General features: G+C 71.3%; 29 protein-coding genes, 2 pseudogenes and 1 riboswitch. Of the genes and pseudogenes, 6 read left to right on the top strand and 25 right to left on the bottom strand.

Features of this window, described 5'->3' with window-relative positions:
* Positions 1-21 precede the first annotated feature (21 nt).
* Entirely contained in the window at positions 22-456 is a 435-nt protein-coding gene (locus ACFYNP_RS15230) for a hypothetical protein (protein WP_100573573.1), read from the top strand.
* Positions 457-711: 255 nt separating this feature from the next.
* Here the strand turns inward: ACFYNP_RS15230 and mug are convergent, their stop codons facing one another.
* From mug to def, 3 genes are all read right to left on the bottom strand, one after another.
* Positions 712-1,257 carry a G/U mismatch-specific DNA glycosylase gene (mug, locus tag ACFYNP_RS15225; RefSeq protein ID WP_388785817.1) on the bottom strand — a complete coding sequence of 182 codons (546 nt, stop codon included), beginning with the start codon at positions 1,255-1,257 and terminating at the stop codon, positions 712-714.
* Positions 1,258-1,270: 13 nt separating this feature from the next.
* The gene (gene purB, locus ACFYNP_RS15220; protein ID WP_388785716.1) at positions 1,271-2,713 is read right to left on the bottom strand and encodes an adenylosuccinate lyase; all 1,443 of its coding nucleotides are present in this window, start codon (positions 2,711-2,713) and stop codon (positions 1,271-1,273) included.
* Positions 2,714-2,834: 121 nt separating this feature from the next.
* Positions 2,835-3,482, bottom strand: a complete 648-nt coding sequence (def, locus tag ACFYNP_RS15215) for a peptide deformylase (RefSeq protein ID WP_388785715.1) — start codon at positions 3,480-3,482, stop codon at positions 2,835-2,837.
* A gap of 289 nt (positions 3,483-3,771) precedes the next feature.
* On the opposite strand from def, the gene ACFYNP_RS15210 reads away from it, so the two are divergent.
* Entirely contained in the window at positions 3,772-4,494 is a 723-nt protein-coding gene (locus ACFYNP_RS15210; RefSeq protein WP_388413093.1) for a GNAT family N-acetyltransferase, read from the top strand.
* A gap of 101 nt (positions 4,495-4,595) precedes the next feature.
* On the opposite strand, the gene ACFYNP_RS15205 is transcribed toward ACFYNP_RS15210, so the two are convergent.
* Complete coding sequence (locus tag ACFYNP_RS15205) at positions 4,596-5,450, bottom strand: SGNH/GDSL hydrolase family protein (RefSeq protein ID WP_388785714.1); 855 nt, start codon at positions 5,448-5,450, stop codon at positions 4,596-4,598.
* Positions 5,451-5,633: 183 nt separating this feature from the next.
* Here ACFYNP_RS15205 and ACFYNP_RS15200 point away from each other — a divergent pair, with 183 nt between their 5' ends.
* Positions 5,634-5,888 (top strand): holin, encoded by a 255-nt coding sequence (locus tag ACFYNP_RS15200; RefSeq protein ID WP_388413097.1) that lies wholly within the window; start codon positions 5,634-5,636, stop codon positions 5,886-5,888.
* Between the two features lie 38 nt (positions 5,889-5,926).
* Here the strand turns inward: ACFYNP_RS15200 and ACFYNP_RS15195 are convergent, their stop codons facing one another.
* The 16 genes and pseudogenes from ACFYNP_RS15195 to bioB all read right to left on the bottom strand — a co-directional run bounded on the left by ACFYNP_RS15195 (position 5,927) and on the right by bioB (position 16,944).
* Positions 5,927-6,952: a hemolysin family protein gene (locus ACFYNP_RS15195; RefSeq protein WP_388413099.1), complete on the bottom strand. Its 1,026-nt coding sequence runs from the start codon at positions 6,950-6,952 to the stop codon at positions 5,927-5,929.
* Entirely contained in the window at positions 6,949-8,283 is a 1,335-nt protein-coding gene (locus tag ACFYNP_RS15190) for a hemolysin family protein (protein WP_388413100.1), read from the bottom strand. Before ACFYNP_RS15190 ends, ACFYNP_RS15195 begins: the two co-directional genes overlap by 4 nt.
* A 169-nt stretch (positions 8,284-8,452) precedes the next feature.
* Positions 8,453-8,652, bottom strand: a pseudogene (locus ACFYNP_RS15185) (GNAT family N-acetyltransferase); the annotation flags it as partial.
* Between the two features lie 319 nt (positions 8,653-8,971).
* On the bottom strand, positions 8,972-9,094 hold the full coding sequence (locus tag ACFYNP_RS15180) for a hypothetical protein (RefSeq protein WP_388785713.1): 123 nt from the start codon (positions 9,092-9,094) through the stop codon (positions 8,972-8,974).
* 50 nt (positions 9,095-9,144) lie between these two features.
* The gene (locus tag ACFYNP_RS15175) at positions 9,145-9,387 is read right to left on the bottom strand and encodes a hypothetical protein (protein WP_388785712.1); all 243 of its coding nucleotides are present in this window, start codon (positions 9,385-9,387) and stop codon (positions 9,145-9,147) included.
* Positions 9,384-9,632 (bottom strand): hypothetical protein, encoded by a 249-nt coding sequence (locus ACFYNP_RS15170; protein WP_388413105.1) that lies wholly within the window; start codon positions 9,630-9,632, stop codon positions 9,384-9,386. Before ACFYNP_RS15170 ends, ACFYNP_RS15175 begins: the two co-directional genes overlap by 4 nt.
* Positions 9,633-9,935: 303 nt before the next feature.
* Complete coding sequence (locus tag ACFYNP_RS15165) at positions 9,936-10,559, bottom strand: DUF5753 domain-containing protein (RefSeq protein ID WP_388785815.1); 624 nt, start codon at positions 10,557-10,559, stop codon at positions 9,936-9,938.
* A pseudogene (locus ACFYNP_RS15160) lies at positions 10,560-10,721 on the bottom strand (helix-turn-helix domain-containing protein); the annotation flags it as partial.
* Between the two features lie 34 nt (positions 10,722-10,755).
* Positions 10,756-11,268, bottom strand: a complete 513-nt coding sequence (locus ACFYNP_RS15155; RefSeq protein WP_388785710.1) for a DUF6879 family protein — start codon at positions 11,266-11,268, stop codon at positions 10,756-10,758.
* On the bottom strand, positions 11,252-11,458 hold the full coding sequence (locus ACFYNP_RS15150) for a hypothetical protein (RefSeq protein ID WP_388785708.1): 207 nt from the start codon (positions 11,456-11,458) through the stop codon (positions 11,252-11,254). Before ACFYNP_RS15150 ends, ACFYNP_RS15155 begins: the two co-directional genes overlap by 17 nt.
* Positions 11,459-11,634: 176 nt before the next feature.
* Positions 11,635-12,285 (bottom strand): ABC transporter ATP-binding protein, encoded by a 651-nt coding sequence (locus ACFYNP_RS15145; RefSeq protein ID WP_388785706.1) that lies wholly within the window; start codon positions 12,283-12,285, stop codon positions 11,635-11,637.
* A gap of 301 nt (positions 12,286-12,586) precedes the next feature.
* Positions 12,587-13,267 (bottom strand): class I SAM-dependent methyltransferase, encoded by a 681-nt coding sequence (locus tag ACFYNP_RS15140; RefSeq protein ID WP_388413113.1) that lies wholly within the window; start codon positions 13,265-13,267, stop codon positions 12,587-12,589.
* A 118-nt stretch (positions 13,268-13,385) separates the two neighbouring features.
* A complete protein-coding gene (locus tag ACFYNP_RS15135) occupies positions 13,386-13,748 on the bottom strand; it encodes a VOC family protein (RefSeq protein WP_388785704.1) in 363 nt (120 codons plus the stop codon).
* The gene (gene bioD / locus ACFYNP_RS15130; protein WP_388413117.1) at positions 13,748-14,440 is read right to left on the bottom strand and encodes a dethiobiotin synthase; all 693 of its coding nucleotides are present in this window, start codon (positions 14,438-14,440) and stop codon (positions 13,748-13,750) included. Before bioD ends, ACFYNP_RS15135 begins: the two co-directional genes overlap by 1 nt.
* 1 nt (position 14,441) lies before the next feature.
* Entirely contained in the window at positions 14,442-15,731 is a 1,290-nt protein-coding gene (locus ACFYNP_RS15125; protein WP_388785703.1) for an adenosylmethionine--8-amino-7-oxononanoate transaminase, read from the bottom strand.
* On the bottom strand, positions 15,724-16,944 hold the full coding sequence (gene bioB / locus ACFYNP_RS15120; RefSeq protein ID WP_388785701.1) for a biotin synthase BioB: 1,221 nt from the start codon (positions 16,942-16,944) through the stop codon (positions 15,724-15,726). The genes ACFYNP_RS15125 and bioB overlap by 8 nt, the downstream gene beginning before the upstream one ends.
* A gap of 144 nt (positions 16,945-17,088) precedes the next feature.
* Between bioB and ACFYNP_RS15115 the strand changes: the two genes are divergently transcribed.
* Positions 17,089-18,231 (top strand): 8-amino-7-oxononanoate synthase, encoded by a 1,143-nt coding sequence (locus tag ACFYNP_RS15115; protein ID WP_388785699.1) that lies wholly within the window; start codon positions 17,089-17,091, stop codon positions 18,229-18,231.
* 7 nt (positions 18,232-18,238) lie between these two features.
* Here ACFYNP_RS15115 and ACFYNP_RS15110 read toward each other — a convergent pair whose 3' ends face one another.
* Positions 18,239-18,460 (bottom strand): DUF397 domain-containing protein, encoded by a 222-nt coding sequence (locus tag ACFYNP_RS15110; protein ID WP_388413124.1) that lies wholly within the window; start codon positions 18,458-18,460, stop codon positions 18,239-18,241.
* A gap of 22 nt (positions 18,461-18,482) precedes the next feature.
* The gene (locus ACFYNP_RS15105; protein ID WP_388413126.1) at positions 18,483-19,346 is read right to left on the bottom strand and encodes a helix-turn-helix domain-containing protein; all 864 of its coding nucleotides are present in this window, start codon (positions 19,344-19,346) and stop codon (positions 18,483-18,485) included.
* A gap of 234 nt (positions 19,347-19,580) precedes the next feature.
* On the opposite strand from ACFYNP_RS15105, the gene ACFYNP_RS15100 reads away from it, so the two are divergent.
* Positions 19,581-20,015, top strand: a complete 435-nt coding sequence (locus tag ACFYNP_RS15100) for an ATP-binding protein (RefSeq protein ID WP_388785697.1) — start codon at positions 19,581-19,583, stop codon at positions 20,013-20,015.
* Between the two features lie 134 nt (positions 20,016-20,149).
* Here ACFYNP_RS15100 and ACFYNP_RS15095 read toward each other — a convergent pair whose 3' ends face one another.
* From ACFYNP_RS15095 to ACFYNP_RS15085, 3 genes are all read right to left on the bottom strand, one after another.
* A complete protein-coding gene (locus ACFYNP_RS15095) occupies positions 20,150-20,623 on the bottom strand; it encodes a C40 family peptidase (RefSeq protein WP_388785695.1) in 474 nt (157 codons plus the stop codon).
* 4 nt (positions 20,624-20,627) lie between these two features.
* Positions 20,628-20,823: riboswitch (cyclic di-AMP (ydaO/yuaA leader) on the bottom strand.
* Positions 20,824-21,137: 314 nt separating this feature from the next.
* Positions 21,138-21,446, bottom strand: a complete 309-nt coding sequence (locus ACFYNP_RS15090) for a hypothetical protein (RefSeq protein WP_388413131.1) — start codon at positions 21,444-21,446, stop codon at positions 21,138-21,140.
* Between the two features lie 6 nt (positions 21,447-21,452).
* Complete coding sequence (locus tag ACFYNP_RS15085; protein ID WP_388785693.1) at positions 21,453-22,082, bottom strand: ATP-dependent Clp protease proteolytic subunit; 630 nt, start codon at positions 22,080-22,082, stop codon at positions 21,453-21,455.
* 263 nt (positions 22,083-22,345) lie between these two features.
* Between ACFYNP_RS15085 and ACFYNP_RS15080 the strand changes: the two genes are divergently transcribed.
* A complete protein-coding gene (locus ACFYNP_RS15080; RefSeq protein ID WP_388785691.1) occupies positions 22,346-23,038 on the top strand; it encodes a lysophospholipid acyltransferase family protein in 693 nt (230 codons plus the stop codon).
* Positions 23,039-23,061 lie beyond the last annotated feature (23 nt).

The following is a 23,061-nucleotide window of genomic DNA, read 5'->3' as shown; positions in this document are numbered from 1 at the left end:
GCCCGGCGGTTTACTGACGGCATGACCACCGCCCTGTATCTCCAGCACATCGACTGGTTGCGCTCCCGGGAGTTCCCCGCGGAGCGCAGCCGAAGCGGCTCGGGTGTGAGCGGGCCGGGATATCACTGCTCATGCCTGAGCGCGGACGAAGAGGAATGGGAGGACCTGACGGAACGCCTCGAAAAGCGAGCCCAGTGCGTCGTCGATCACGATGCCCTGGTGGCGGAGCTCACCCGACGCTGGGAGGAGCCGCAGTGGATAAGTCTCTGGAGCGCCCAGGCCCGGCTGGTCGCCGGAGAGTCGATACCGGAGCCCTGGGCCGAGTTCGCCGTCGGGTTCGACTTCCTGCACCTGTGGCGGATGGATGGCCGCTGGATCGCGATCGGCCTCGATCTGGAGGCGGAGGGCCCGGGCTGGGACCTCAGCGTCACGGTGACGGAGATCGACCCGCCGTAGCGAGGAGACCGGCAGACCGTGATGCGGGGATCGACCCGCCGTAGCGAGGAGACCGGCAGACCGTGGTGCGGAGGTCGACCCGTCCTGGCCGGGGGGCCACGGCGCCCCCGCCCTGGCCGGGGCCGCCGTCCTCGATTCAGGACGGCCTCGGCCACGATTCAGGACGGCCTCGGCCACCCGCGCCACTCCGCGCATCGGGGTCCAACTCCCCACTACCGCAAGGGTTCCGCCCCCGCGCTCGTATCCGGGGCAGGCCTAGACCGGGTCGCCCTGCGCCGCGAGGCGCAGCCGGGCGTACTCCTCGGCCATGGTCTGGGCGGTCCAATGGGCGTTGAGGCCGCTGGGGTTGGGCAGCGCCCACACCCTGGTCGTGCCGATCGTGTGTTCCTGCGGTCCGATCCTGGCCTTGCGGTCGCCGAAGGCCGTCCGGTAGGCGGTCACACCCACGACGGCGAGCCATTGGGGTCGCAGCCGCTCTACCTTCGCCGTGAGGAGGCGTCCGCCCTCGCGGAACTCCTCGGCGTCGATCTCGTCGGCCCGCGCGGTGGCGCGGGCCACCACATTGGTGATGCCGAGTCCATAGGAGAGGAGTTCGTTCTGCTCGGCGGGCTTCAACTGCCTCGGGGTGAAGCCGGACAGATGCAGCACCGGCCAGAAGCGGTTGCCGGGGCGGGCGAAGTGGTGGCCCGTGGCACCCGACATGAGGCCCGGGTTGATGCCGCAGAACAGGACGGACAGACCGCCCGCGATCACGTCGGGGATGACGGTGTCGCGAGCGGCCTGGAGTTCCTCGGGAGTCAGCACGGGGGCAGGCTCAGAGGATCGAGCCGGGCGCGTAACCGGCCGCAGCGGGGTGCTGCTTGACGATCTCCTCGATGCGGGAGACCACGGTGCCCACCTGGTCGCCGGCCGCACCGGTGAAGGACAGCTTGTCGGCCATGAGCGCGTCCAGCTGGGCCCGGTCGAGCGGCATGCGCTCGTCGGCGGCCAGCTTGTCGAGGAGTTCGTTGCGCTCGGCGCCCTGCTCGCGCATGGCGAGGGCGGAGGCCACCGCGTGCTCCTTGATGACCTCGTGCGCGGCCTCCCGGCCGACTCCGGCACGGACGGCGGCCATGAGGACCTTCGTCGTCGCCAGGAACGGCAGGTAGCGGTCCAGTTCACGGGCGACGACGGCCGGGAACGCGCCGAACTCGTCGAGCACCGTCAGGAACGTTTCGAGCAGGCCGTCGAAGGCGAAGAACGCGTCGGGCAGCGCGACCCGGCGGACCACCGAGCAGGAGACGTCCCCCTCGTTCCACTGGTCGCCCGCCAGCTCGCCGGTCATCGAGGCATAGCCACGCAGGATCACCATCAGGCCGTTCACGCGCTCGCAGGAGCGGGTGTTCATCTTGTGCGGCATCGCGGACGAGCCGACCTGGCCCGGCTTGAAGCCCTCGGTGACCAGCTCGTGCCCGGCCATCAGGCGGATCGTCTTGGCGACCGAGGACGGCGCAGCGGCCAGCTGTACGAGCGCGGTGACCACGTCGTAGTCGAGCGAGCGCGGGTAGACCTGACCGACGGAGGTGAAGGCGTGGGCGAAGCCGAGGTGGCCCGCGATGCGCTGCTCCAGATCGGCCAGCTTCGAGGCGTCGCCCCCGAGGAGGTCCAGCATGTCCTGGGCGGTGCCGACCGGGCCCTTGATCCCGCGCAGCGGGTAGCGGGCGAGCAGGTCCTCCAGGCGGCCGTACGCCACGAGCAGCTCGTCGGCAGCGGTCGCGAAGCGCTTGCCCAGCGTCGTGGCCTGCGCGGCCACGTTGTGCGAGCGCCCGGCCATGACCAGCTCGGCGTACTCGCCGGACAGCTTGCCGAGGCGGGCCAGGACCGCGACCGTACGGTCCCGCATCAGTTCGAGGGAGAGCCGGATCTGGAGCTGTTCGACGTTCTCGGTCAGGTCGCGCGAGGTCATGCCCTTGTGGACCTGCTCGTGCCCCGCGAGCGCGTTGAACTCCTCGATGCGGGCCTTCACATCGTGGCGGGTGACCTTCTCGCGCTCGGCGATGGAGGCGAGGTCGACCTGGTCGACGACGCGCTCGTAGTCGGTGAGCGCTGCCTCGGGCACCTCGATCCCCAGGTCCTTCTGGGCACGCAGCACGGCGAGCCACAGCCGGCGCTCCAGCTTGACCTTCTGCTCGGGGGACCAGAGGACGGCGAGCTCCGCGGAGGCGTAGCGGCCGGCCAGGACGTTCGGGATGCGAGGCTTCGCAGACACAGCAGTCACGGGTCCAGAGTCTACTGGCGATTTCTGCAGGCCAGCGCCCCACCCCGGTTTGTGCCTTGCTACGAGAGGGGGTGCCGCGCACGGAGTGCGACAGGTCATCGGCTCCCGGTGACGGCCGGGCTCACGCCTCGGTGCCGGTGCCCAGTTCGAAGCCGAGGGCCTCGGCTGCGGCGGCCGGAGTGGGCTGGGCCCAGCGCTCCACCATCGCCTCTCGCGAGGACAGCGAGCGCAGCTCCGCCCGGTCCAGGTACAGCACGCCGTCGAGGTGGTCCGTCTCGTGCTGGACGATACGGGCCGGCCAGCCCGTGAACACCTCGTCCACCGTGCGGCCCCGCTCGTCGAGAGCGCGCAGCCGCACGCTCTCGTGCCGGGCGACGACCGCGCCCCAGCCCGGCACGCTCAGGCAGCCCTCGAAGAATGCCGCCCGGCCGCTCCCCGCGGGCTCGTACGACGGGTTGACCAGGACCCGGAAGGGCTGTGGCACCCGGCCCCTGACCTGCCGGATCTCCTCGGAGACCGCCGCCGGGTCCTCGATGACGGCGAGCCGGAGCGGCAGACCCACCTGTGGTGCCGCTAGGCCGACGCCCGGTGCGGCACGCATCGTCTCGCGCATCGCCTCGATCAGCCGGTCCAGGCGCCTGGCGTCGAGCCGGCCGTCGAGCGGCTCGGTGGGACGCCGCAGAACGGGGGCTCCGGCGGAGACGATCGGCAGCGGGCCGGAACCGGCGAGGAGTTCGTCGACGAGGTCGGTGAGCGAGGAGGACGACATGTGCACAGCATGCCAAGAACGATCACCCGGTGAGCGCTCGGGTCCGTGTCGGCTGCGTGAACGATCCGACCGCGATCCCGCTCGATCCCGCTCGATCCGGCCTCGATCCGGCTCTGATCCGACCGCGATCCGGCTCGGCCGCGACCTCGATTCGCCTCCCATCCGACCGCACGGGAATGCGCGAGCCGCCCCGGATCTTTCCTCTAGGGGTGCGCATGGCTGGGGAGAGCGCACATCCCGGTCCGCGCACCGCCCCATGCCGAGATTCCGAACACCGAGCGAGGAGACCATGCCCCACGCGTCCGTCCGCACCGAGATTCCGGCGCACCCCCTGGACAACCCCGCCTACGCCGCGCTGACCGGTCCGCACGCACGGTTCGCCGAGGGGCGCGGCAGGGTGCTGCGGTACGAGACCGACGTCTCGCCCTGGCTCGGGCTGCCCGTGGAGCCGGACGCCGCCGACTGGGCGGACCTCGCGGCTCTCGTCGGCCCCGGCGCCGAGGTGGCGCTGCCCGGAGTGCGAGCCGTGCTGCCCGAGAGCTGGGAGATCACCTTCGATGTGCCCGGCGTGCAGCTCGTCGACGAGTCGCTCGACGCGCGCCACGACGACGAGGCGGTCCCGCTCGGCGCGGCCGATGTCCCCGAGATGCTGGCCCTCGTGGAGCGCACCCGGCCCGGCCCGTTCCTGCCCCGCACGGTGGAGCTCGGCACATACCTGGGCATCCGGCGCGAAGGCCGGCTGATCGCGATGGCGGGGGAGCGGCTGCGCCCGCCGGGCTGGACCGAGATCAGCGCGGTCTGTACGGACGAGGCATTCCGCGGCCAGGGCCTGGGCACCCGCCTGATCCGCGCGGTCGCGGCCGGCATCCGGGAGCGCGGCGAGACGCCGTTCCTGCACACTGCGGCCGCCAACACCGGCGCCATCAGGCTGTACGAGTCCCTCGGCTTCCGCGTCCGCCGTGACGCACGCTTCGTCGGCGCCCGGGTTCCGGAGCGGGACGTCGTGGGATGACGGCCGCGGTGCCCTGAGGCGCCCCTGGGGCGCTCAACTTCCTTGCTGCGGGCCCGAGCTGACGGATCATCCGGCGGCGCGGGCTCTCGGGCAGCGCAGCCTCAGTCGTCGGCCTGCCCCCGGTCGTCGACCCGCACCCACTCCGACACCGGCCCCACCGGCCCGCCCTCGGCCGGGGTGACAAAGAACGCCCGGCCCTCGGCGGGGCTGTAGTGCGCGCCGTGGCGGCCGTCCCCGGTGGAGCGGCCGGTGAGGCGGCGTCCGATCCACGGCCCCAGGTGCTGGCGCGCGAAGCGCAGATCGGCGCTGCGGCTCGCGGCCCAGCCGGGGCGGGCGGGCGGCGGCAGCGGCGATCGCCAGTCGTCCTCGGCGTCCAGGCCCAGCGTCTGCCAGACGGCCTCGGCCACCCTGCGATGGCCCTCCGCCGTCAGATGCAGCCGGTCGAAGTCCCACATGTGCTGCTCGGCCAGCGCCGGAGCGCCGTAGAGGTCGACCACCAACGCCCCGTGCCGCTCGGCGAGTTCGTCGACGTGCGCGAAGAGTTCCTCCATGCGCGGCCGGAAGCGGTCGAGGACCGGTCCGTTGCGGCCCGGGCTGCGCATCAGGACCAGCTGCTTGCACGACGGGGCGAGCTGCTCGACCGCCTCCGTCAGGAGTCCGCGCACCCGGTTCATGTCGCACTTGGGGCGCAGGGTGTCGTTGAGGCCGCCGACCAGGGTGATGACGTCCGGGCGCAGCGCGGCCGCCGCGGCCACCTGCTCCTCGACGATCTGCCCGATGAGCTTGCCGCGCACCGCGAGGTTCGCGTAGCGGAAGCCGGGGGCCCGGTGCGCGAGACGGGTGGCGAGCACATCGGCCCAGCCGCGGTAGGACCCGTCGGGAAGCCGGTCGGACATGCCCTCCGTGAAGGAGTCCCCGATCGCGGCAAAGCTGGTGTATGAGGCATTCATCTCCATGGCGGGAGCGATCCTACCGCGCGGTAGCCGGTCGGCTCGGGGCGGTCGGAGCCCTGGCCGGGACCGTGATCCCAAAGAGGCCGGTCAGGCCCTGTCGGTGCGGCCGATTACGCGGTATGCCAGGAACACATCAAGTTTTACGATCCCGGCCGGTACGACGGCCGGTGAGAGAGCGAGCGTGCGATGTTGTTCACCGCGGCCTTCTGGAAGGCCACCGCCGAGCGTGCGATCCGCACCTTCGCCCAGGCGCTCGCCGCCGTGCTGACGGCCGGCGCGACGAATCTGCTCGACGTCCACTGGACGGCCGCGTTCGCGACCGCCGGAATGGCCGCGCTGCTCGCCGTGCTGATGGCGGTCGGCTCCTCGCAGCTGGGCCAGCCGGGCCCGGGTCTCACCGAGACCACGAACCCGGCCCGTCCCGCCAAAGCCTCCAAGTAGCGGGAGAACGCGGTGGCGGGGCGGCGGCGCGGCGTCGCTCAGGCAGCGGTCGCGGGCGGGCGCCCCACCAGCTCGCGCAGCACGTCCTCCATGGTGACCAGACCGGCCAGCTTGCCGTCCTCGTCGAGCACGGCCGCCAGGTGCGTACGGCTGCGCCGCATCGCGGTCAGCACGTCGTCCAGCGGGCTGGCCGCGCGGACCCGGGCGATCGGCCGCAGCGCGGCGACGGGGAACGCCACCTCCCGGGGCGTCGCGTCCAGGGCGTCCTTGACGTGCAGATAGCCCAGGATGCGGCTGTCCTCGTCGACGACCGGGAAGCGCGAGAACCCGGAGCTCGCGGCGAGCCGCTCCAGCTCCTCCGGCGTGGTGCCGACCGCGGCGCGTACCACCTCGTCCAGCGGTACCACGACGTCCCGCACCGGCCGGCGCCCCAGTTCCAGGGCGTCGTGCAGGCGCTCGGCCGCCCGGTCGTCGAGCAGTCCCGCGTCGCCCGCGTCCGTCACCAGACGGGCCAGCTCGTCGTCGGAGAAGGTCGCCGCCACATGGTCCTTGGCGTCCACCTTGAGCAGCTTCAGGATGGCGTTGGCGAAGGCGTTGATCGCGAAGATCACCGGGCGCAGGGCTCGCGCGAGGGTCACGAGCGGCGGCCCGAGCAGCAGCGCGGTGCGCGCGGGCTCGGCGAGTGCGATGTTCTTCGGCACCATCTCGCCGAGCAGCATGTGCAGATAGGTCGCGACCGCCAGGGCGATCACGAACGACACCGGGTGGATGAGCCCGTCCGGTACGCCCACCGCCTCGAAGACCGGCGCCACCAGGTGCGCGATGGCGGGTTCGGCGACCACACCGAGCACCAGGGTGCACAAGGTGATGCCGAGCTGCGCCGCGGCCATCAGGGCCGAGACGTGTTCCAGGCCCCAGATGACGCTGCGGGCACGGCGGTTGCCGTCCTCGGCGAGCGGTTCGATCTGGCTGCGGCGCACCGAGATCAGCGCGAACTCGGCCCCGACGAAGAAGGCGTTGACGACCAGGGTGGCCAGGCCGATCAGGATCTGGATCACGGTCATCGGCCGGCCTCCTCGTCGTCCTCGGTGTGCAGCGGCGCGTGCAGCAGCACGCGGGCCGCGCGCCGCCCGGCGGCGTCGACCACGTCCATGCGCCAGCCGGCCAGCTCCACCCGGTCGCCGACCCGCGGGATCCGGCCGAGCTCGGTCGCCACCAGACCGGCGAGGGTCTCGTAGGGGCCGTCCGGGACGCGCAGGCCGATCACGGCGAGCTGGTCGTCGCGGGCGGCGCCGTCCGCGGAGTACAGGGTGCGGCCGTCGGCGTCCTGGCCCGCGGGCGCGAGGTCGGGGGTCTCGTGCGGGTCGTGCTCGTCGCGCACCTCGCCGACGACCTCCTCCACGATGTCCTCAAGCGTCACGACGCCCGCGGTGCCGCCGTACTCGTCGATGACGACGGCCATGGTGCGCTTGCCGTACAGCTGGTCCAGGAGCCGGTCCACGGTGAGCGTCTCGGGGACGAGCAGCGGTTCGCGCAGCAGCGCGGTCACCGGGTGCAGCCGCCGGCGTTCGGCCGGCACGGCCAGGACGTCCTTGATGTGCGCGATGCCGACGACCGAGTCGAGGCTGCCCCGGTAGACGGGGAAGCGGGACAGGCCGGTGGCGCGGGTCGCGTTCGCGACATCCTCGGCGGTGGCCTGGATATCGAGCGCGGTGACCTGCACGCGGGGCGTCATCACGTTCTCGGCGTTGAGTTCCGCGAGGCTGAGCGTGCGTACGAACAGCTCCGCGGTGTCCGCCTCCAGGGCGCCCTCCTTGGCGGAGTGGCGGGCGAGGGCGACCAGCTCCTGGGGGCTGCGCGCGGAGGCCAGCTCCTCGGCGGGCTCCAGGCCGAAGCGGCGCACGAGGTGGTTGGCCGAGGTGTTGAGGTGACTGATCAGCGGGCGGAAGGCCGCGCTGAAGGCGCGCTGCGGGGCCGAGACGACCTTGGCGACGGCGACCGGCGAGGAGATGGCCCAGTTCTTGGGGACCAGCTCACCGACGACCATCAGGAACACGGTGGAGAGCACCATGCCGAGCACCAGGGCCACCGAGCTCGCGGTCGCGCCGGACAGGCCGATCGCTTCGAGCGGACCGGTGAGCAGCTTGGCGATCGACGGCTTGGCGATCATGCCGATGACGAGCCCGGTGACGGTGATGCCGAGCTGGGCGCCGGACAGCTGGAAGGTGAGGCTGCGTACGGCCTTGAGGGCACTGGAGGCGCCGCGTTCACCGCGCTCGACGGCCCGTTCCAGGTCGCTGCGCTCGGCGGTGGTGAGGGAGAATTCGGCCGCCACGAAGACCGCGCACACCAGCGAGAGCAGTACGGCCGCCAGGAGCAGGAGCACTTCGGTCATCGGGTCACCTCCGTCCCATGATCGGGCAGCGGGAGGCGGTGCGCGCGGTGTCGCGCGGCGGTACTGGTACTGGGAGGCTCGCCCATGGGCGGACGCTCACACCTTTCAGTCGACGGGTGGGGGTCCACCCATGGTAAAGCACTGGCAAAGTACGGCTGGGGCCGACCGCTCAGGCCGGCGGCTTCACCCAGCGTCGCCACTGCTCCTCGACCTTGTATCCCGCGGCCGCCCAGGCATGCCGCGCGAGCTCGTTGCGTACCAGCACCATCGCATCCGCCCGGCGGCCACGAGGAAGGCCTGGCCGATGCCGTTGCGGCGCCGGCCGGGATGGGCGGCGAGCCGGTACGGATGGCAGCGCCGGCCGTCGAATCTGATGCCCTCACGTGACGGTACTCCGGTTGCGGGTATCCACCTGCGCCACTGGAGTGGATGGCGTGAGGCACAAGGACGCTACGCTCGGCCGGGCTCGCGGGCCTCGGGCATCTCGTTGTCCACGGCGTCAGTGCTCTCGTGGCCGGTAGGGCATCTGAGTGTCTGAGTTCCCTTCCACTTCCAGGGTTCCGGCCCTGGACATGGATCGGGTCGAGGTGGGGCGACAGGTTCCCCGCACGGCAGGCAGTAGGTCCATCCTGTGTCCGGGTCGGGGGTGCACTCCGTTCCACAGGTGGGGCACCGAGTGGGGGACCCTTCAGGCGATGTCGTCGTACCCGCCGGCCTTGATGGCAGCGAAGAAGTCGGCCCATGACTCCTTGGTCATGGTCACCACGTCGTCAGGGGCGCCGCTGTCCCGGAACGCGATAACGCCGGGCACGTTCGTCGCGATCTCGGGGCAGTTGTTCTGAGTGCGTGGTCGGCACAGGCTCACAGGCTGATGAACTCGAACGGCTCCGTACGGGATTCCATCGTGTGCTCCTTCGGCGGTTGCGACTGGACAGCGCCCATTCGGCGGGCCTCGGCCATGAATGCGTAGGGGCCCAACCCTCGGGCACCGGTAGTGATGACCGAACGGTTCTGCCGCGCGATGCTGAGCGCGAGCAGGTACAGAGCGGTCAACGTCTCATCCGGGCTCAACTCACTTGGTGCAGACGTGACGTCCTCGGTCACGAGACGTGCTCTCGGCCGGTAACGGCGGCCGTGGTCTCCGCCCTGATCACATCTGCCAGCTTCGCGGCCAGATCGGCGGGCAACTGCCCCACGTCCACCCAGGTCGTCCCTCTGCGGGTCACCATCGGACGGAGGTGCATGATCTGAGATGCCCCGGCCCCCATGTCACTCAGGGCCACTCTGAGCGCGTCCGTCGCGTCCTGCGCATGATCCCACGCCTCGTCCCAGTCCTGCGTGTTCATCATCGACGGCCCCCTTCACGTGCGGGTGGTTGCGCACCTCCGCCGCAGCGTCGTACGCCGCACTCCACTTCTCGGCCTTCCTGGCCTCTTCCAGCTCGGCGATGAGCGCCTTGCACACTCCGCAGCCTTCGGCGGGGGTGCAGTCGTACAGAAATGCTTCTACCGCCCCGACCAGTTCCACGGGCGGCTGTGGGTACTTGGCAGGTGTGGTCATGGCATCTCCTCTTCGGCAGCGTCCTTGATACCTGACCAGTGTCGTCCGAATCGCGACAACTCCCCACATTCATGCACGTGTTGGACTAGAAATCATCGGCGGCAGCGTTCGGCCCATGCCGTCAATTGCTCTCTCGCTGAGTTCCCGAACAGGGCTCGCTCCTCGTATCCGGTGAACCGGCGGATGAGTTCTTGGATGTCTCGGCTGTCGCGGAACACGATTGCGCCTAGGTCCAGTTCTGCCGTCGCCAGGGCATCGTCGTAGACCGTGAAGGTGTTCAATGCGCCGGGGCCCAGGTGAGTGCCCATGGGGATCACGCCCAGCCGGATGTTCGGCCGGCGACTCAGTGAGACCAGACGGTCGATCTGCATCGCCAGCTCATCGGGCGGGATGAGTGGGTAGCGCACTGCTTGTTCCGTGAGGAGAAACGTGAAGTGCTTCGACCGGTCGAAGAGAACCCGTTGCCGGTCCAGCTTCATTGCTACCGCTTTGGCGTGCTGCTCTGGCGGTGCGCTTGAAAGGCTCGCGCGTACGTACTCAGGCGTCGCCAAAAGGCCGGTAACCATGGACAGCAGGAAGTACCGAAACACGGTGGAAGATGCTTCGAGCCCGGCTAGCTGTGCCTGTTTCTTGTCCAGTCCTTTCCTGCGGAGCGTCCTTCCGTCCTGCCACTCGGTTTGAGCTATCCGCGCGAGGGCCATCACCTCAGCGGCCATGGCAGGGGATGCTCCAAGGCCCCTGAGGAGCTGTTCTACGTCCAGTAGCGAGGGGCGGCTTCTATTGCCCTCAATACGGCTGATCTTTGATTGGCTCATATTGCAACGTGTGGCAAGCCGGACCCCTGAGAGCCCGGCTTGCTTCCGCAGGTGTCTGAGCATGGCCGCAAGCTCGCGGCCCGACTGGTCCAGCTGCTCAGGCTCGATGGCCACCGTTCACGTACTCCCTGAACGGCACCGATTCGGCAAGCGCGATGCGCTGGTACTCGACGAACGGGCCGGGATCGCCCTCGTACAGTTCCCGGCTGATCTGCTTGCCGTCCGGCTGGTAGTGCATCAAGACCACGGTGGCGTGGTCGAAAATCCAGAAGTCACCGACGTCTTCCGGCAAAGGGTTCAGCCGGTCGGTCACGTCGAGAATCCGGATGTCTTCACCGGCTGGAGCCTGGTGCTGGTAGTAGCGCTCGAACTCGAACCTCAGATAGTCGCTCAGCGGCTGCCGGACGATGTGCACGCGTCCCACGTTCCGCGTCCGCACCATCGCGATCCAGGAATCTTCGTACGGCCCGGGGAAACGGGCCCCTGCCTTGAACGCTGCGAACTCTTCCGCTTCCTGCGGTACGAGGTACTGGGGCAGGGTCTCAAGGCGCCAGGCCTCCCGCTGGAAGGTCTTGAACTTGGCCGCCCACTCCTCACCATCCAAGAGCACGGAACGCCTCCCTGAGTGTCTCCTCGGGGATCTCTACGAGCCCCTCGCCGGTCGGCGGGTCGAAGGCTGCGGACGTGTCGCCCTGGACGACGAACGTGCCTCGCTTGGTGCGGTAGACGTTCGGACAGTCTCCCTGTCCGCACTCGCCGTTCCCGTTGCCTGTCAGCCGGGTCAGTTCCTCACGTGCCATGGCGCTTCGAACCCCCTTGCACGGGCCCCTGCGGGCCGGTCGGGTCGACGGTACGAGCGGGACGGGTGGGTCGTCCATGCAGGAACGCGACTATGCGCGTTGTCGCATAAAGAGGTCCGGGTCAGGCGTAGGCCAGTGTTCTGAGCTGAAGGTTGGCGACCCGTCGAACCCGGCGATCACCGTGCCGGCCAGTTCACCGTCCAGCACATCCCAGCACCGTTCTCCGGCGCGGGGCGAACCGTCGTGGCGTGCGGGGCGGCGAAGAGCCGCAGCCGCTCCAGGACGCTCGCGGAGGTCGGCCGGTCCATCCGGTCCACGATCCGGCCGTCCGCCAGGAAGAGCACCCGGTCGGCGCGGCCCGCGGCGCCCGGGTCGTGCGTCACCATCACCACCGTCCGGCCGAGCGCGTCCACCGCCTCCCGCAGGAACGACAGGACCTCGGCGCCGGCCCGCGAGTCCAGGTTGGCGGTCGGCTCGTCGGTGAAGATCAGCTCGGGCCGCGAGGCGAGCGCCCTGGCAGACGCGACCCGTTGCCGCTGGCCCCCGGACAGCCGAGCCGGGCGGTGCCCGAGCCGGTCGCGCAAACCCCAGGGTGTCGATGGCCCGGTCCACCCACGCGCGGTCCGGGGAGCGGCCCGCGATGTCCAGGGGAGGGTGATGTTCTCGGCGGCGGTGAGCGTGGGCAGCAGGTTGAACGACTGGAACATGAAGCCGATCCGGTCCCGCCGCAGCCGCGTCAGCTCCCGGTCCTTGAGACCCGTGATCTCGGTGTCCCCGACCCGGACCCGCCCTGCCGAAACGGTGTCGAGCCCGGCCAGACAGTGCACCAGAGTCGATTGGCCCGAGCCCCGAACGGCCCATCACCGCGGTGAACACGCCCCGGGCGATGTCCACGTCGACCGAGTCCAGGGCGCGGACCGTGGTCTCACCGCTGCCGTACGCCTTGGTGAGCCCGCGCGCCCGTGCGGCGAATCGCGCCGGGGGATCCGTGCAGTACGCGTGTGCCGTCGCGGGTATGGACAGGGCCGCCTCCCGGGCAGGGCGTCGGGGTCGCGCTCCATTCCCTTGCCGGACAGCGCTCCATTCCCGTGCCGGACAAGGGAGTAGAGCCACGGGGGAGCGTAGGGCTCATTCGCCCGGGCCGAGCGGTGGGCGCCGGGCCGTCCCCAGCACACAGGGGGAGGAGGGCATCGCGATGCCCTCCTCGGGCACCCGTAGACGGCGGTGGTCCACGATCTCGAAGCCCGCCGCCGCGATCGCGCCCAGCGGGTCGCGCGCGGTGTGGCAACCGCCGAACAGCCTCGGCCACACCGTGCGGTCCAGGCCCCGCTGCACCGCCGCGAGCGCCCGGCCCTCGGCCCGGCCGTGCTCGAAGAACCGCAGCTCGCCGCCCGGACGCAGCACCCGCCGGATCTCGCCGAGCGCCCTCGGGAGATCCCGTACCGAGCACAGCACGAGCGAGGCGACCGCCGCGTCGAAGGCCTCGCTCTTGACCGGGAGGGCCTCCGCGGAGCCGGGTACCACGTCCACCGGGACCTCGGCCCGCAGCGCCGCGCGGACCGCCAACTGCCTTAGCGTGCGCTCCGGTTCGAGCGCCACCACCTCGGAGACCGCCGCCGGATAGTGCGCGAAGTTGAGCCCGTTCCCGGCCCCGATCTCGATGACGCGCCCCGAGAGCCCGCCGAGCAGTTCGCGGCGGTACGCCGAGATCCCGGCCCGCAGATCGACCGCCTCGCTGTAGCGCGCGTAGAAGCGGGCGAAGACGGGGTGGTGCACGGCATCCGGGGCGATCTTGGTGCGCTGCGCCATGTCGGACCTCCTGAGCCTGGGCAGCCGGTCGGGGCCCGCGCCCCGGACGGTCGGGGCCCGCCTGCCGGAAAGCACCGTCGGACGGGCCCCACCGGGATTGTCCCCGCGCCCGGCCCGCTCACCCGTCGGCGCCCGCCACGAAGCAGAACTCGTTGCCCTCGGGGTCGCACATCACCTGGAAGGACCCCTGGGCATCGGTCACCGCTGCGCCCACCGGCGTCGCCCCCCGCCGAACGGCCGCCGCCCGTGCCCGGCGCACGTCCTCGACCGCGAGGTCCAGATGCAGCCGGTTCTTGGCGGCCTTCGCCTCCGGCACCCGCTGGAAGGCGAGGCGAGGCGCGCCCGGCGGATCGACGTACGCCCACGACGCGTCCCGCGCCACGGTGCGCCCGCCGAGCAGCCCGGCCCAGAAGCGGGCGAGCCGCCCCGGGTCGGCGCAGTCCACGACGAGCTGCCCGAGGCGGGCCCGTAACACAGCCATCAGATACTCCAAACGCCGCCGAGCGCCGGGGCGAGCCAACCGGCCGCTCGGGTACGGAAGTCGGCGGGCGCCAGCCGTCCGGCGCCCTCGGGCACGGTGCCGAGCAAGGGCGCGCCGGCCGACTCCGGAAGGTCCACGAGGTTGCACCGCGAGGCCAGGTCCGGTTCGGCAGGCCAGCTGCCCACGACGACCCCGGCGAACTCGATGTCCCGGGCCCGCAGGGCCTCGCCGGTCAGGGCCGTCGAGTTGAGTGTGCCCAGTCCGGCGGGCGTCACCACCAGAACGGGGGCACCGAGCAGCCGGGCCGCGTCCGCGAGGGTGCCGCCCTCGTCGTCGAAGCGGACCAGCAGACCGCCCGCGCCCTCGACCAGGACCAGGTCGTGCTCGGTGGCCAGCTTGGCCGCCGCCTCGGCGACCTCCTCGGGCCCGACGGGGGTCATGCCCGCCCGGCGGGCCGAGGTGTTGGGCGCCAACGGCTCGGGGAACCGGGCCAGTTCGGCCCCGGTCACCGCCTCGCCCGCGAGCCGCCGCACCTCCGCGACATCGCCGGGTTCGCCCGGCGCGACCCCCGTCTGGGCCGGTTTCAGGACGGCCACCGAACGGCCGCCGGCGAGTGCCAGGGCGGCGACGGCCGCCGTGGTGATCGTCTTGCCGATCTCGGTGCCCGTACCGCTCACCACCAGAATCGTCATCTCAGCCCTCCCGCGCCGCCGCGCACACCGCGCGGCAGACGCGCGCCAGATCGTCCTCGCCCGTCACATAGGGCGGCATCGTGTAAATCAGGTCCCGGAACGGGCGCAGCCACACGCCCTCGCGCACGGCCGCCGCGGTCGCCGCCTGCACATCGACCTCGTGGTCCAGCTGGACCACGCCGATCGCGCCGAGCACCCGCACATCCCGTACACCCTCGATCGTCCGGGCCGCGCCGAGCCCGTCGAGCAGACCGGCCTCGATGCGCTTGACCTCGCCCCGCCAGTCCTGGCCGAGCAGCAGGTCGATCGAGGCGAGCGCCACCGCGGCGGCCAGCGGATTGCCCATGAACGTCGGCCCGTGCGCGAGGACCGGGACCTCGCCCGAGGAGATGCCCTCGGCGACCCGGGTGGTGCACAGCGTCGCCGCCATGGACAGATAGCCGCCGGTCAGTGCCTTGCCGACGCACATCACATCCGGCGAGACGCCCGCGTGGTCCGCGGCGAACAACGCCCCCGTGCGGCCGAAGCCGGAGGCGATCTCGTCGAACACGAGCAGCACGCCGTACGCGTCGCACGCCTCGCGCAGCACCCGCAGGTACTCCGGTGCGTGGAAGCGCATTCCGCCCGCGCCCTGCACCACCGGTTCCACGATCACCGCGGCCACCTCGTCGGCGTGGCGCGCGACGGCCTCGCGCAGCTCCCGCGCGTACGCCTCGTCGAACTCGGCCGGAGGAGCGTCCACGAAGACCTGTCGGGGCAGCGCGCCCTGCCACAGCTCGTGCATCCCGCCCTCGGGGTCGCACACCGACATCGGCTGCCAGGTGTCCCCGTGGTAGCCGCCGCGCCAGGTGAGCAGGCGCTGTTTGCGCGGCTGTCCGACCGAGCGCCAGTACTGGAGGCACATCTTCACGGCGACTTCGACCGAGACCGACCCCGAGTCGCTCAGGAAGACGTGCTGGAGCGGCTCGGGGGTGATCTCCACGAGCCGCGCGGCGAGCCGGACGGCGGGCTCATGGGTGAGGCCGCCGAACATGACGTGGCTCATCCGGTCCAGCTGGCCGCGCACCGCCGCGTTGAGCACCGGATGGTTGTAGCCGTGCACGGCCGACCACCAGGACGCCATGCCGTCGATCAACTCGCGCTGCCCGTAGGCCGGTTCGGCGAGCCGGAGCCGTACGCCCGACGCCGACTCGACCAGCAGCTGCTCCTGGCGGTTGGGCATCGGGCCGTACGGATGCCAGACGTGCCGGCGGTCCAGGTCGAGCAGTTCCGCGGGGGAGTGCTCAGACATTGGGCGCGAGGTCCGTTCCGGCGCCCCGGCGACGCACCGCCACCAGGTCCGTGCGCGCCTGGTCGGCGGGCACCTGCTCGGGCACCTCGGCTGCGCCGTGGCCGCCGCAGGGGCCGCAGCCGCCGCCTTCGTGGGAACCGCAGGCGCTGTCCTCGTGCGAGCCGCAGCCCGCGGGGCTCGTGCCGCAGGCGGATGCGGCGAGCGCGTCGGCGCGATGGCGCGGCAGGGTCGTGGTGTCGGCGCCCTCCACCTCGAACCCGGCGTCCGCGATCATGTCGAGGTCGGCCTGTCCGGCCTGGCCCTCACTGGTCAGGTAGTCGCCCAGGAAGATCGAGTTGACCAGGTGCAGCGCGAGCGGCTGCATCGAACGCAGATGCACCTCGCGGCCCCCGGCGAGCCGCACCTCCACGTCCGGACACACGAACCGGGTCATGGCGAGGATGCGCAGGCACCGCTGCGGGGTGAGGTTCCACTCCTTGGCGAGCGGGGTGCCCTCGAACGGGATCAGGAAGTTCACCGGCACCGAGTCAGGGTCGAGCTCGCGCAGCGAGAAGACCACGTCCACCAGGTCCTCGTCGGACTCGCCCATGCCCGCGATCAGACCCGAGCAGGCCGAGAGGCCGGCGCCGTGCGCCTTGGTCACGGTGTCCACGCGGTCCTGGTAGGTGTGTGTGGAGGTGATGTCCCCGTACGTCGCCTCGGACGTGTTCAGGTTGTGGTTGTACGCGTCCGCGCCGGCCGCCCGCAGCCGCTCGGCCTGGCCGTCGGCGAGCAGCCCGAGACAGGCGCACACCTCGACGCCCTCGTTCTGCTCCTTGATCGCCTCGATCGTCTCGGAGACCCGGTCGATGTCGCGGTCCGTGGGGCCTCGGCCGCTGGCCACCAGACAGACCCGCTTCGCGCCGCCCGCGACGCCCGCGGCCGCCGCCTTGGACGCCTCGTCCGGCTTGAGCCAGGTGTACTTCAGGATGTCGGCCTTGGAGCCGAGCCGCTGTGAGCAGTACGAACAGTCCTCGGGGCACAGGCCCGACTTCAGGTTGACCAGGTAGTTCAGCTTCACCCGACGGCCGAACCACTGGCGGCGCACCTTGCCGGCCGCGGCCACCACATCGAGCAGTTCGTCGTCGGAGGTCGCCAGTACGGCGAGTGCCTCTTCGCGGGTCGGCAGTTCGCGCCGCAACCCCTTGTCCACCAGCGTGTTCAGCAGGTCCATGGCGCCGATCTTCGCGCACGGCACCGCCCGCGGCCAAGGTAGGGATCCCACAACACAGCCCGTTGGAGGTGTGTGTATCGCCACACCATGCCCGGGCATGGCAGCGGCTAGGGTCTGTCGGCAGCCTACAAAAGGGACTCCACCATGCCGCGAGCGCCGTTCGACTGGATCGACGCGGAATCGGAGCGCCGCGAGCGCGCCGGTCTGGTCCGCACCCTGCGCCCGCGCGCCGCAGGGCAGGACCTCCTGGACCTGGCGGGCAACGACTACCTGGGCCTCACCCGGCACCCGGCGGTCGTCGCGGGCGCGGCCGGGGCGGCCCGCCGCTGGGGCGCGGGCGCCACCGGCTCGCGCCTGGTCACCGGCACCACCGAGCTGCACGCGGAACTGGAGCGCGAGCTGGCCGATTTCTGCGGCTTCGAGGCCGCCCTCGTCTTCTCCTCCGGGTACGCGGCGAACCTGGCGGCGCTCACCGCGCTCGGCCCGCACGGCTCGCTGATCGTGTCCGACGCGGGCAATCACGCCTCCATCGTGGACGGCTGCCGCCTGGCCCGGGCCCGTACCGAAGTGGTGCCGCACGCCGAACCCGAGGCCGTCCGCAAGGCCCTGGACGCCCACGGCGGGCCCGGGCTCGTCGTGACGGACTCGGTGTTCTCGGTGGACGGGGACGCCGCTCCACTTCACCCACTCGCCTTCGCCTGCCGGGAGTTCGGGGCCGCTCTGGTCGTGGACGACGCGCACGGGTTCGGGGTGCTCGGCGAGGGGGGCCGCGGCGCGCTGCACGCGGCCGGGCTCGCGGGCGCCGTCGACGCGGTCGCCACCGTCACCTTGTCGAAATCGCTCGGCAGCCAGGGCGGCGCGGTGCTCGGCCCGGCCCGGGTCATCCGTCACCTGGTGAACGCGGCCCGCACCTTCATCTTCGACACCGGCCTCGCTCCGGCGGCCGTGGGCGGCGCGCTCGCGGCCCTTCGACTGCTGCGTACGGAACCGGAGTTGGCGGACCGGGCCCGTGCCGTCGCGGCCGAGCTGCACACCAGGATCACGGCCGCCGGCCACCAGGCGGTACGCCCCGACGCCGCGGTGGTCTCCGTGCGGGCCCCCTCGCCCAGGGCCGCGGTCGGCTGGGCCGCGGACTGCCGGGCGGCCGGGCTCGTGGTGGGCTGCTTCCGTCCCCCCTCGGTGCCGGACGGCATCTCGCGGATCCGGCTGACCGCGCGCGCGGACCTGACGGAGAGTCAGGTCGACATGGCGGTGGGCGCGATCCTGAGGACCGCGCCCACGATGTGACGATCCGTCAACTCGGCTGCGTGACGGTGGAGACGAAGCGTTGCCAGGCGGGTGCGCCGAAGAGCAGTGCGGGCCCGTCGATCCGTTGTGAGTCGCGTACGGCAAGCAGCTCGCCATTGAGCCGGGCCGTCTCGACACAGTTGTTCATGCCCACGCTGCGGCTGCTGCGCCGCCAGGTGGCACCGGTGAGGGATGTGCTGGAAGGAACGTGCGCAGGGCGTGCGGACATCATGCCTCCCCACTCGCCCGACCTAGCCCGGTCCTTCCCGGGCCGTCCTGGCGATGAGATCCAACGATTCCGTGGAGGAAAGCGCGAGTGCCTGGACGGTCTGGAACGCGGCACTGTACGCCTCAAGGTCTTCTCTCCGCTCCAGATAGAGGCTACTCGTCAAGTGGTCGATAACAACCACATCCAGATCAGAAATGGCCGGAAATGAAAACATAATGAAAGGGCCGGTGAGCCCGACATAGCCGCCGCGCTGGAACGGAATGACCTGTAACCGCACATGCGGCAGTGAGGCCATATCGAGCAGATGCCGCAATTGCTCCCGCATGGCGGCCCGGCCGCCCACCCACCGGCGCACCACCGCCTCGTCCAGGACCGCGCTCAGTGTCAGCGGTGCGTCTCCGCGCAGCACCTCCTGGCGCGCGATCCGCACCTCCACGAGCGAGTCCACCTTGTCCGGCGGCAGCCCCCGGAGCGCGGCCCGCGTCACCGCCCGCGCGTACGCCGGGGTCTGCAACAGGCCGGGCACCACCGAGGTTTCCAGAGTGCGCGCCGAACGCGCCTGCGACTCCAGGCTGATGAAGTCGCGGTACTGCGGCGGCAGCAGGCCCCGATAGGCGTGCGCCCAGTCGGCCCCGCCGCCGCCCGCCGAGTCCGCCAACGCCTCAAGCAGTGAACGGAGTTGGGGGTCACCGACTTCGTACGCGTCGAGGAGGCGGGTGACGTCCGCCGGTTTCACACCACTGCGCCCGGTCTCGATCCGGCTCACCTTCGACTGGTGCCAGCCGACCAGAGCGGCCGCCGCCCCGCTCGTGAGCCCCGTGGCATCGCGCAGTTTGCGCAGCTCCTCGCCGAGCTTGCGTCTGCGCACCGCCGGTCCATGCCCCATGACGGCCTCCTTCGCCTCCGGCGATGGGTAAGTGTGAGCCCAAATACGCTCTGCCGTCGGACAGTTCACCGCTTTGAGCGACAGATATATGCATATCTTGGTGGATCGCACCCGAGACCGGCACGATGAGTGGCACTCTGGCGCGAAGCACAATCCGAGGCCGTAGTCGTCTTCGCGAGCGCTCTTCCGCCACGAGTCAACTGCCGGTCCGGGTGGGAAAGGGACAGCGTCGCCATGGCAGACCACCTCGAAGCAACCGTCACTCTGCCGAGCGCCCCCGCCTCGGTCTCCGCGGCACGGCGGTATGTCGCCGGGGTCCTCACCGAATGGGGCCTGCCCTCCGGCGCCGAGGCCGCCGACACGGTTCGGCTCATCGTCTCGGAGCTCGCCACCAACGCGGTCCAGCACACCTTCGGCCAGTCGCCCACGTTCACCGTCGACATCCGGCTGGAACGCGAGGAAGAGCTGCGGATCGGCGTCACCGACAGCCATCCGCGCTGGCCGAAACGATTGCCCGCGGCCGTTCAGCAGGACAACGGCCGGGGCATGGTGATCATCCGCTGGCTCGCGGCCGAGTCCGGCGGCCGGCTCTCGGTCGCGCCCACGGCGGACGGCGGCAAGACGGTCTGGATCGCCCTGCCGTGGACGGCGTCGGTCCAGAGCGGCTAGCCGGCCCGCGAGGCCCGTCGGGCCCGTGAGGCGGCCCGGGCCGCCCGAGGCCCGGTCAGGCCCGTCAGGTCCGCGAGGCGCGCCCGGGAGCCCCCGGTGGGCCCGGCGCGCACCGGGGACCGTCCGACGGGGCGTCAGCCCACCCGCCCGTACCAGACGGCGCTGCTCCAGATCCGCTCCAGGCGGACCACGGCGCCGGTCTTGGGGGAGTGCCAGATGCGGCCGTTCCCGGCGTAGATGCCGACGTGGTAGACGCTGCCTCCGGAGTGGAAGAAGACCAGGTCCCCCGCCTTGCGGGCGGACGCGGTGACATGCCGGGAGCTGTTGTACTGCTGCTGCGCCGAGCGCGGCAGCTTGCGGCCCGCCTGCTTGAACGAGTAGAGCGTGAGCCCCGAGCAGTCGAAGCGGGAGGGGCCGGAGGCGCCGTACTGGTAGGGCGATCCCTTCTTCGACGCGGCCACGTGGAGCGCCCGGGAGGCCACGGCCGCGGCGCTCGCCCCGGACGTGCCGCCCGGAGCCAGCGTCGTGCCGCCCGTGATGGCGAGGGTGAGGGCACAGACGGTGCCGAGCCGGACCGTCAGGGACGGGACGTGTGTCTGCGCGGTCATGCGCAACCCTTCGTCAAACCGCCTGCGAAGGATGACCTGTCGGGTTCGGACTGGCGAAGATGCCCGGCCGCGCGAACGGCTTCACCCCGAGGGACGGCCAAGGCTCGGCCGCCCCGAAGAAATCGGGTCCTCCACTCCTGCCGGTCCACTCCTGTCGACCAGACGTCCGGAACGGCGGCAGGACTCGGCGTCCGCCCGGACCGCCCCGCCGCGGTGGCGGGGGCTTGTCGTCTCAGGGATCTTCACGCACCGACTGTCGGATTTGCGGCCCGAAACGGCTTTCTGTGAGGCTCCTCACGAGTGCCCCATTCGGGTGGACACGGGCGAATGCATGCTGCTCCAAACGGGCTTGGCGAGCCTCGTACCTGCGAAGAAGGATCGTTTCAGCACGGCGGTCACGGGCCGTAAGCGGCTCATAAGGGTCAGGGAAAAGTGCCGCCGGTGAGCCGAACGGGGGTAGCCCGTTTGGTTCGTTTCGCGCGGTGTTCGAGCGCGTCGCGTATCCCCGGCCCGCTCACAGCGTCGACTGCGGGGGGACCGCGAGCCGTCCCGCGCGCCGTTCGCCGTCCAGCACGCGCAGTGCCCGCGTCAGCGTCGGCGCGTACACCCGTGTCTCGCCCCGCGCGTGCATCAGCGTGAGGGCGTCCTTGAGCTCGGCGGCCCGGACCACCAGCGCCTGGGCCGCCCGTAGGGCTCCGTAGGTGTCATGGCCGTGGGCCGGGTTGATCCGGCCGAGCAGATCGACCACCGCGAGATAGGAGTCGATGAACTCGGCCTCGGCGCGCGTGAGCGCGGGCAGCGGCGGAAGCTCCGGTGGCAGCACGGCACCTCACCTGCCGTGCCGGGACGTCTTGCGGCTTTCGAGCACGTGGTCGGCGAGTCCGTACGCCACGGCCCCCGCGGCGTCGAAGACCACGTCCCGCTCGATGTCGGCGGCCACCCGCTCGGCGTCCTTGCCGGTGTACCGCGCCAGGAGACCGGTCAACAGGGCCCGCCCACGCAGGACTTCGGCCGCCTGGAGCTCCAGATCGGAGGGCCGGCCCCGCATCGGTTCCTCGATGGACGGCTGGCGCAGAAGCACCCGGGAGCCGGGCTGCACGGCCCGCTTGCCGGGGGTGCCGGCCGCGAGCAGCACCGCGGCAACCGAGCCCACCTGGCCCAGGCAGAAGGTCCGCACGTCACAGGTGACGAACCGCATCGTGTCGTGGACCGCGGTCATCGCGGTGAGCGAGCCGCCGGGGGAGTTGATGTAGAGCGAGATGTCCCGGTCCGGGTCCGTGTGTTCCAGGTGCATGAACTGGGCCATCACGTCGCTGGCGCACGCGTCGTCGACCGGGGTGCCGAGAAGGACGATCCGCTCCTCGTAGAGCTTGGAGTACGGATCCAGGGTGCGGATGCCGGCGGCTGTGCGCTCCTCGAACTCGGGGAGTGCATGGCGGGCGGCAGGGCGGAAGTTCATGGCGTACCTCTCCTCGGCCGGAGGGCCTGACGGCCTCTGTGAGAAACGTACAGGATGTACAGAACGCGGGGAGAGGGAGGGAGCGGCACCCTGGGAGAAGCCGCAGCTCGGAGGGTGTGCCGCTGTGAGCGAGCAAAGGATTTGCGCCGTTCCGGGCCCCTGTTGCCCGTCCGGGTTGGCGCACGGGGCGCTCTCCCCCGAGCGGCTCGCGGATGGCTAGCGTGCGTCGGCACGGGGGTCACCTGGGGAGAGGGCTCATTGAAGTGTTCTATTTCGCGTTCCGTCTCGTGCTGCTGCCGCTGCTGCGGTGGCTGTTCCGTCCGACCGTGGAGGGGGCCGGGCAGGTGCCCGGGACAGGAGCGGTGATCCTCGCGGGGAATCACCAGTCGTTCACCGATCAGTTCCTGCTCGGTGTGACGCTGCGGCGCCGGCTCACCTTCCTGGCCAAGCAGGAGTACTTCACCGGGCCGGGCCTCACCGGCCGGGCGACGGCCGCCTTCTTCCGCGCGCTCGGGCAGATCCCGGTCGACCGCTCCGGCGGGGAAGCGGCCCGGGCCGCGGTCGACACCGCGCTCGAAGTGCTGGGCGGAGAAGGCGCGTTGGGGATCTTCCCGGAGGGGACCCGCTCGCACGACGGACGCCTGTACAAGGGCAAGGTCGGGGTCGCGGCCATGGCGTTGCGCTCCGGCGCCCCGGTGGTCCCGGTCGCGATCATCGGTACGTTCGAGGCGCAGCCGAAGGGGCGCAGGCTGCCCCGGCGCGTACCGGTCACCATCCGCTTCGGCGAACCCCTGGACTTCTCCCGCTATGCCGGGATGGAGGAGGAGCGTCTCGTGCTGCGGGCGGTGACGGACGAGATCATGTACGCGGTGCGGACGCTGTCGGAGCAGGAGTACGTGGACGTGTACGCGGTCGAGGCCAGGACCGCGTGGGAGGCGGCCGCCGCGGCCGCCTGACGCCCGCGCGGCGGACGGCGGGT

Origin of the sequence: Streptomyces sp. NPDC006691, assembly GCF_042869955.1 — a bacterium.
Taxonomy (GTDB): Bacteria; Actinomycetota; Actinomycetes; order Streptomycetales; family Streptomycetaceae; genus Streptomyces.
Note: the sequence above shows the minus strand (reverse complement) of the source record. Positions and strands in the feature narration are given on the sequence as shown.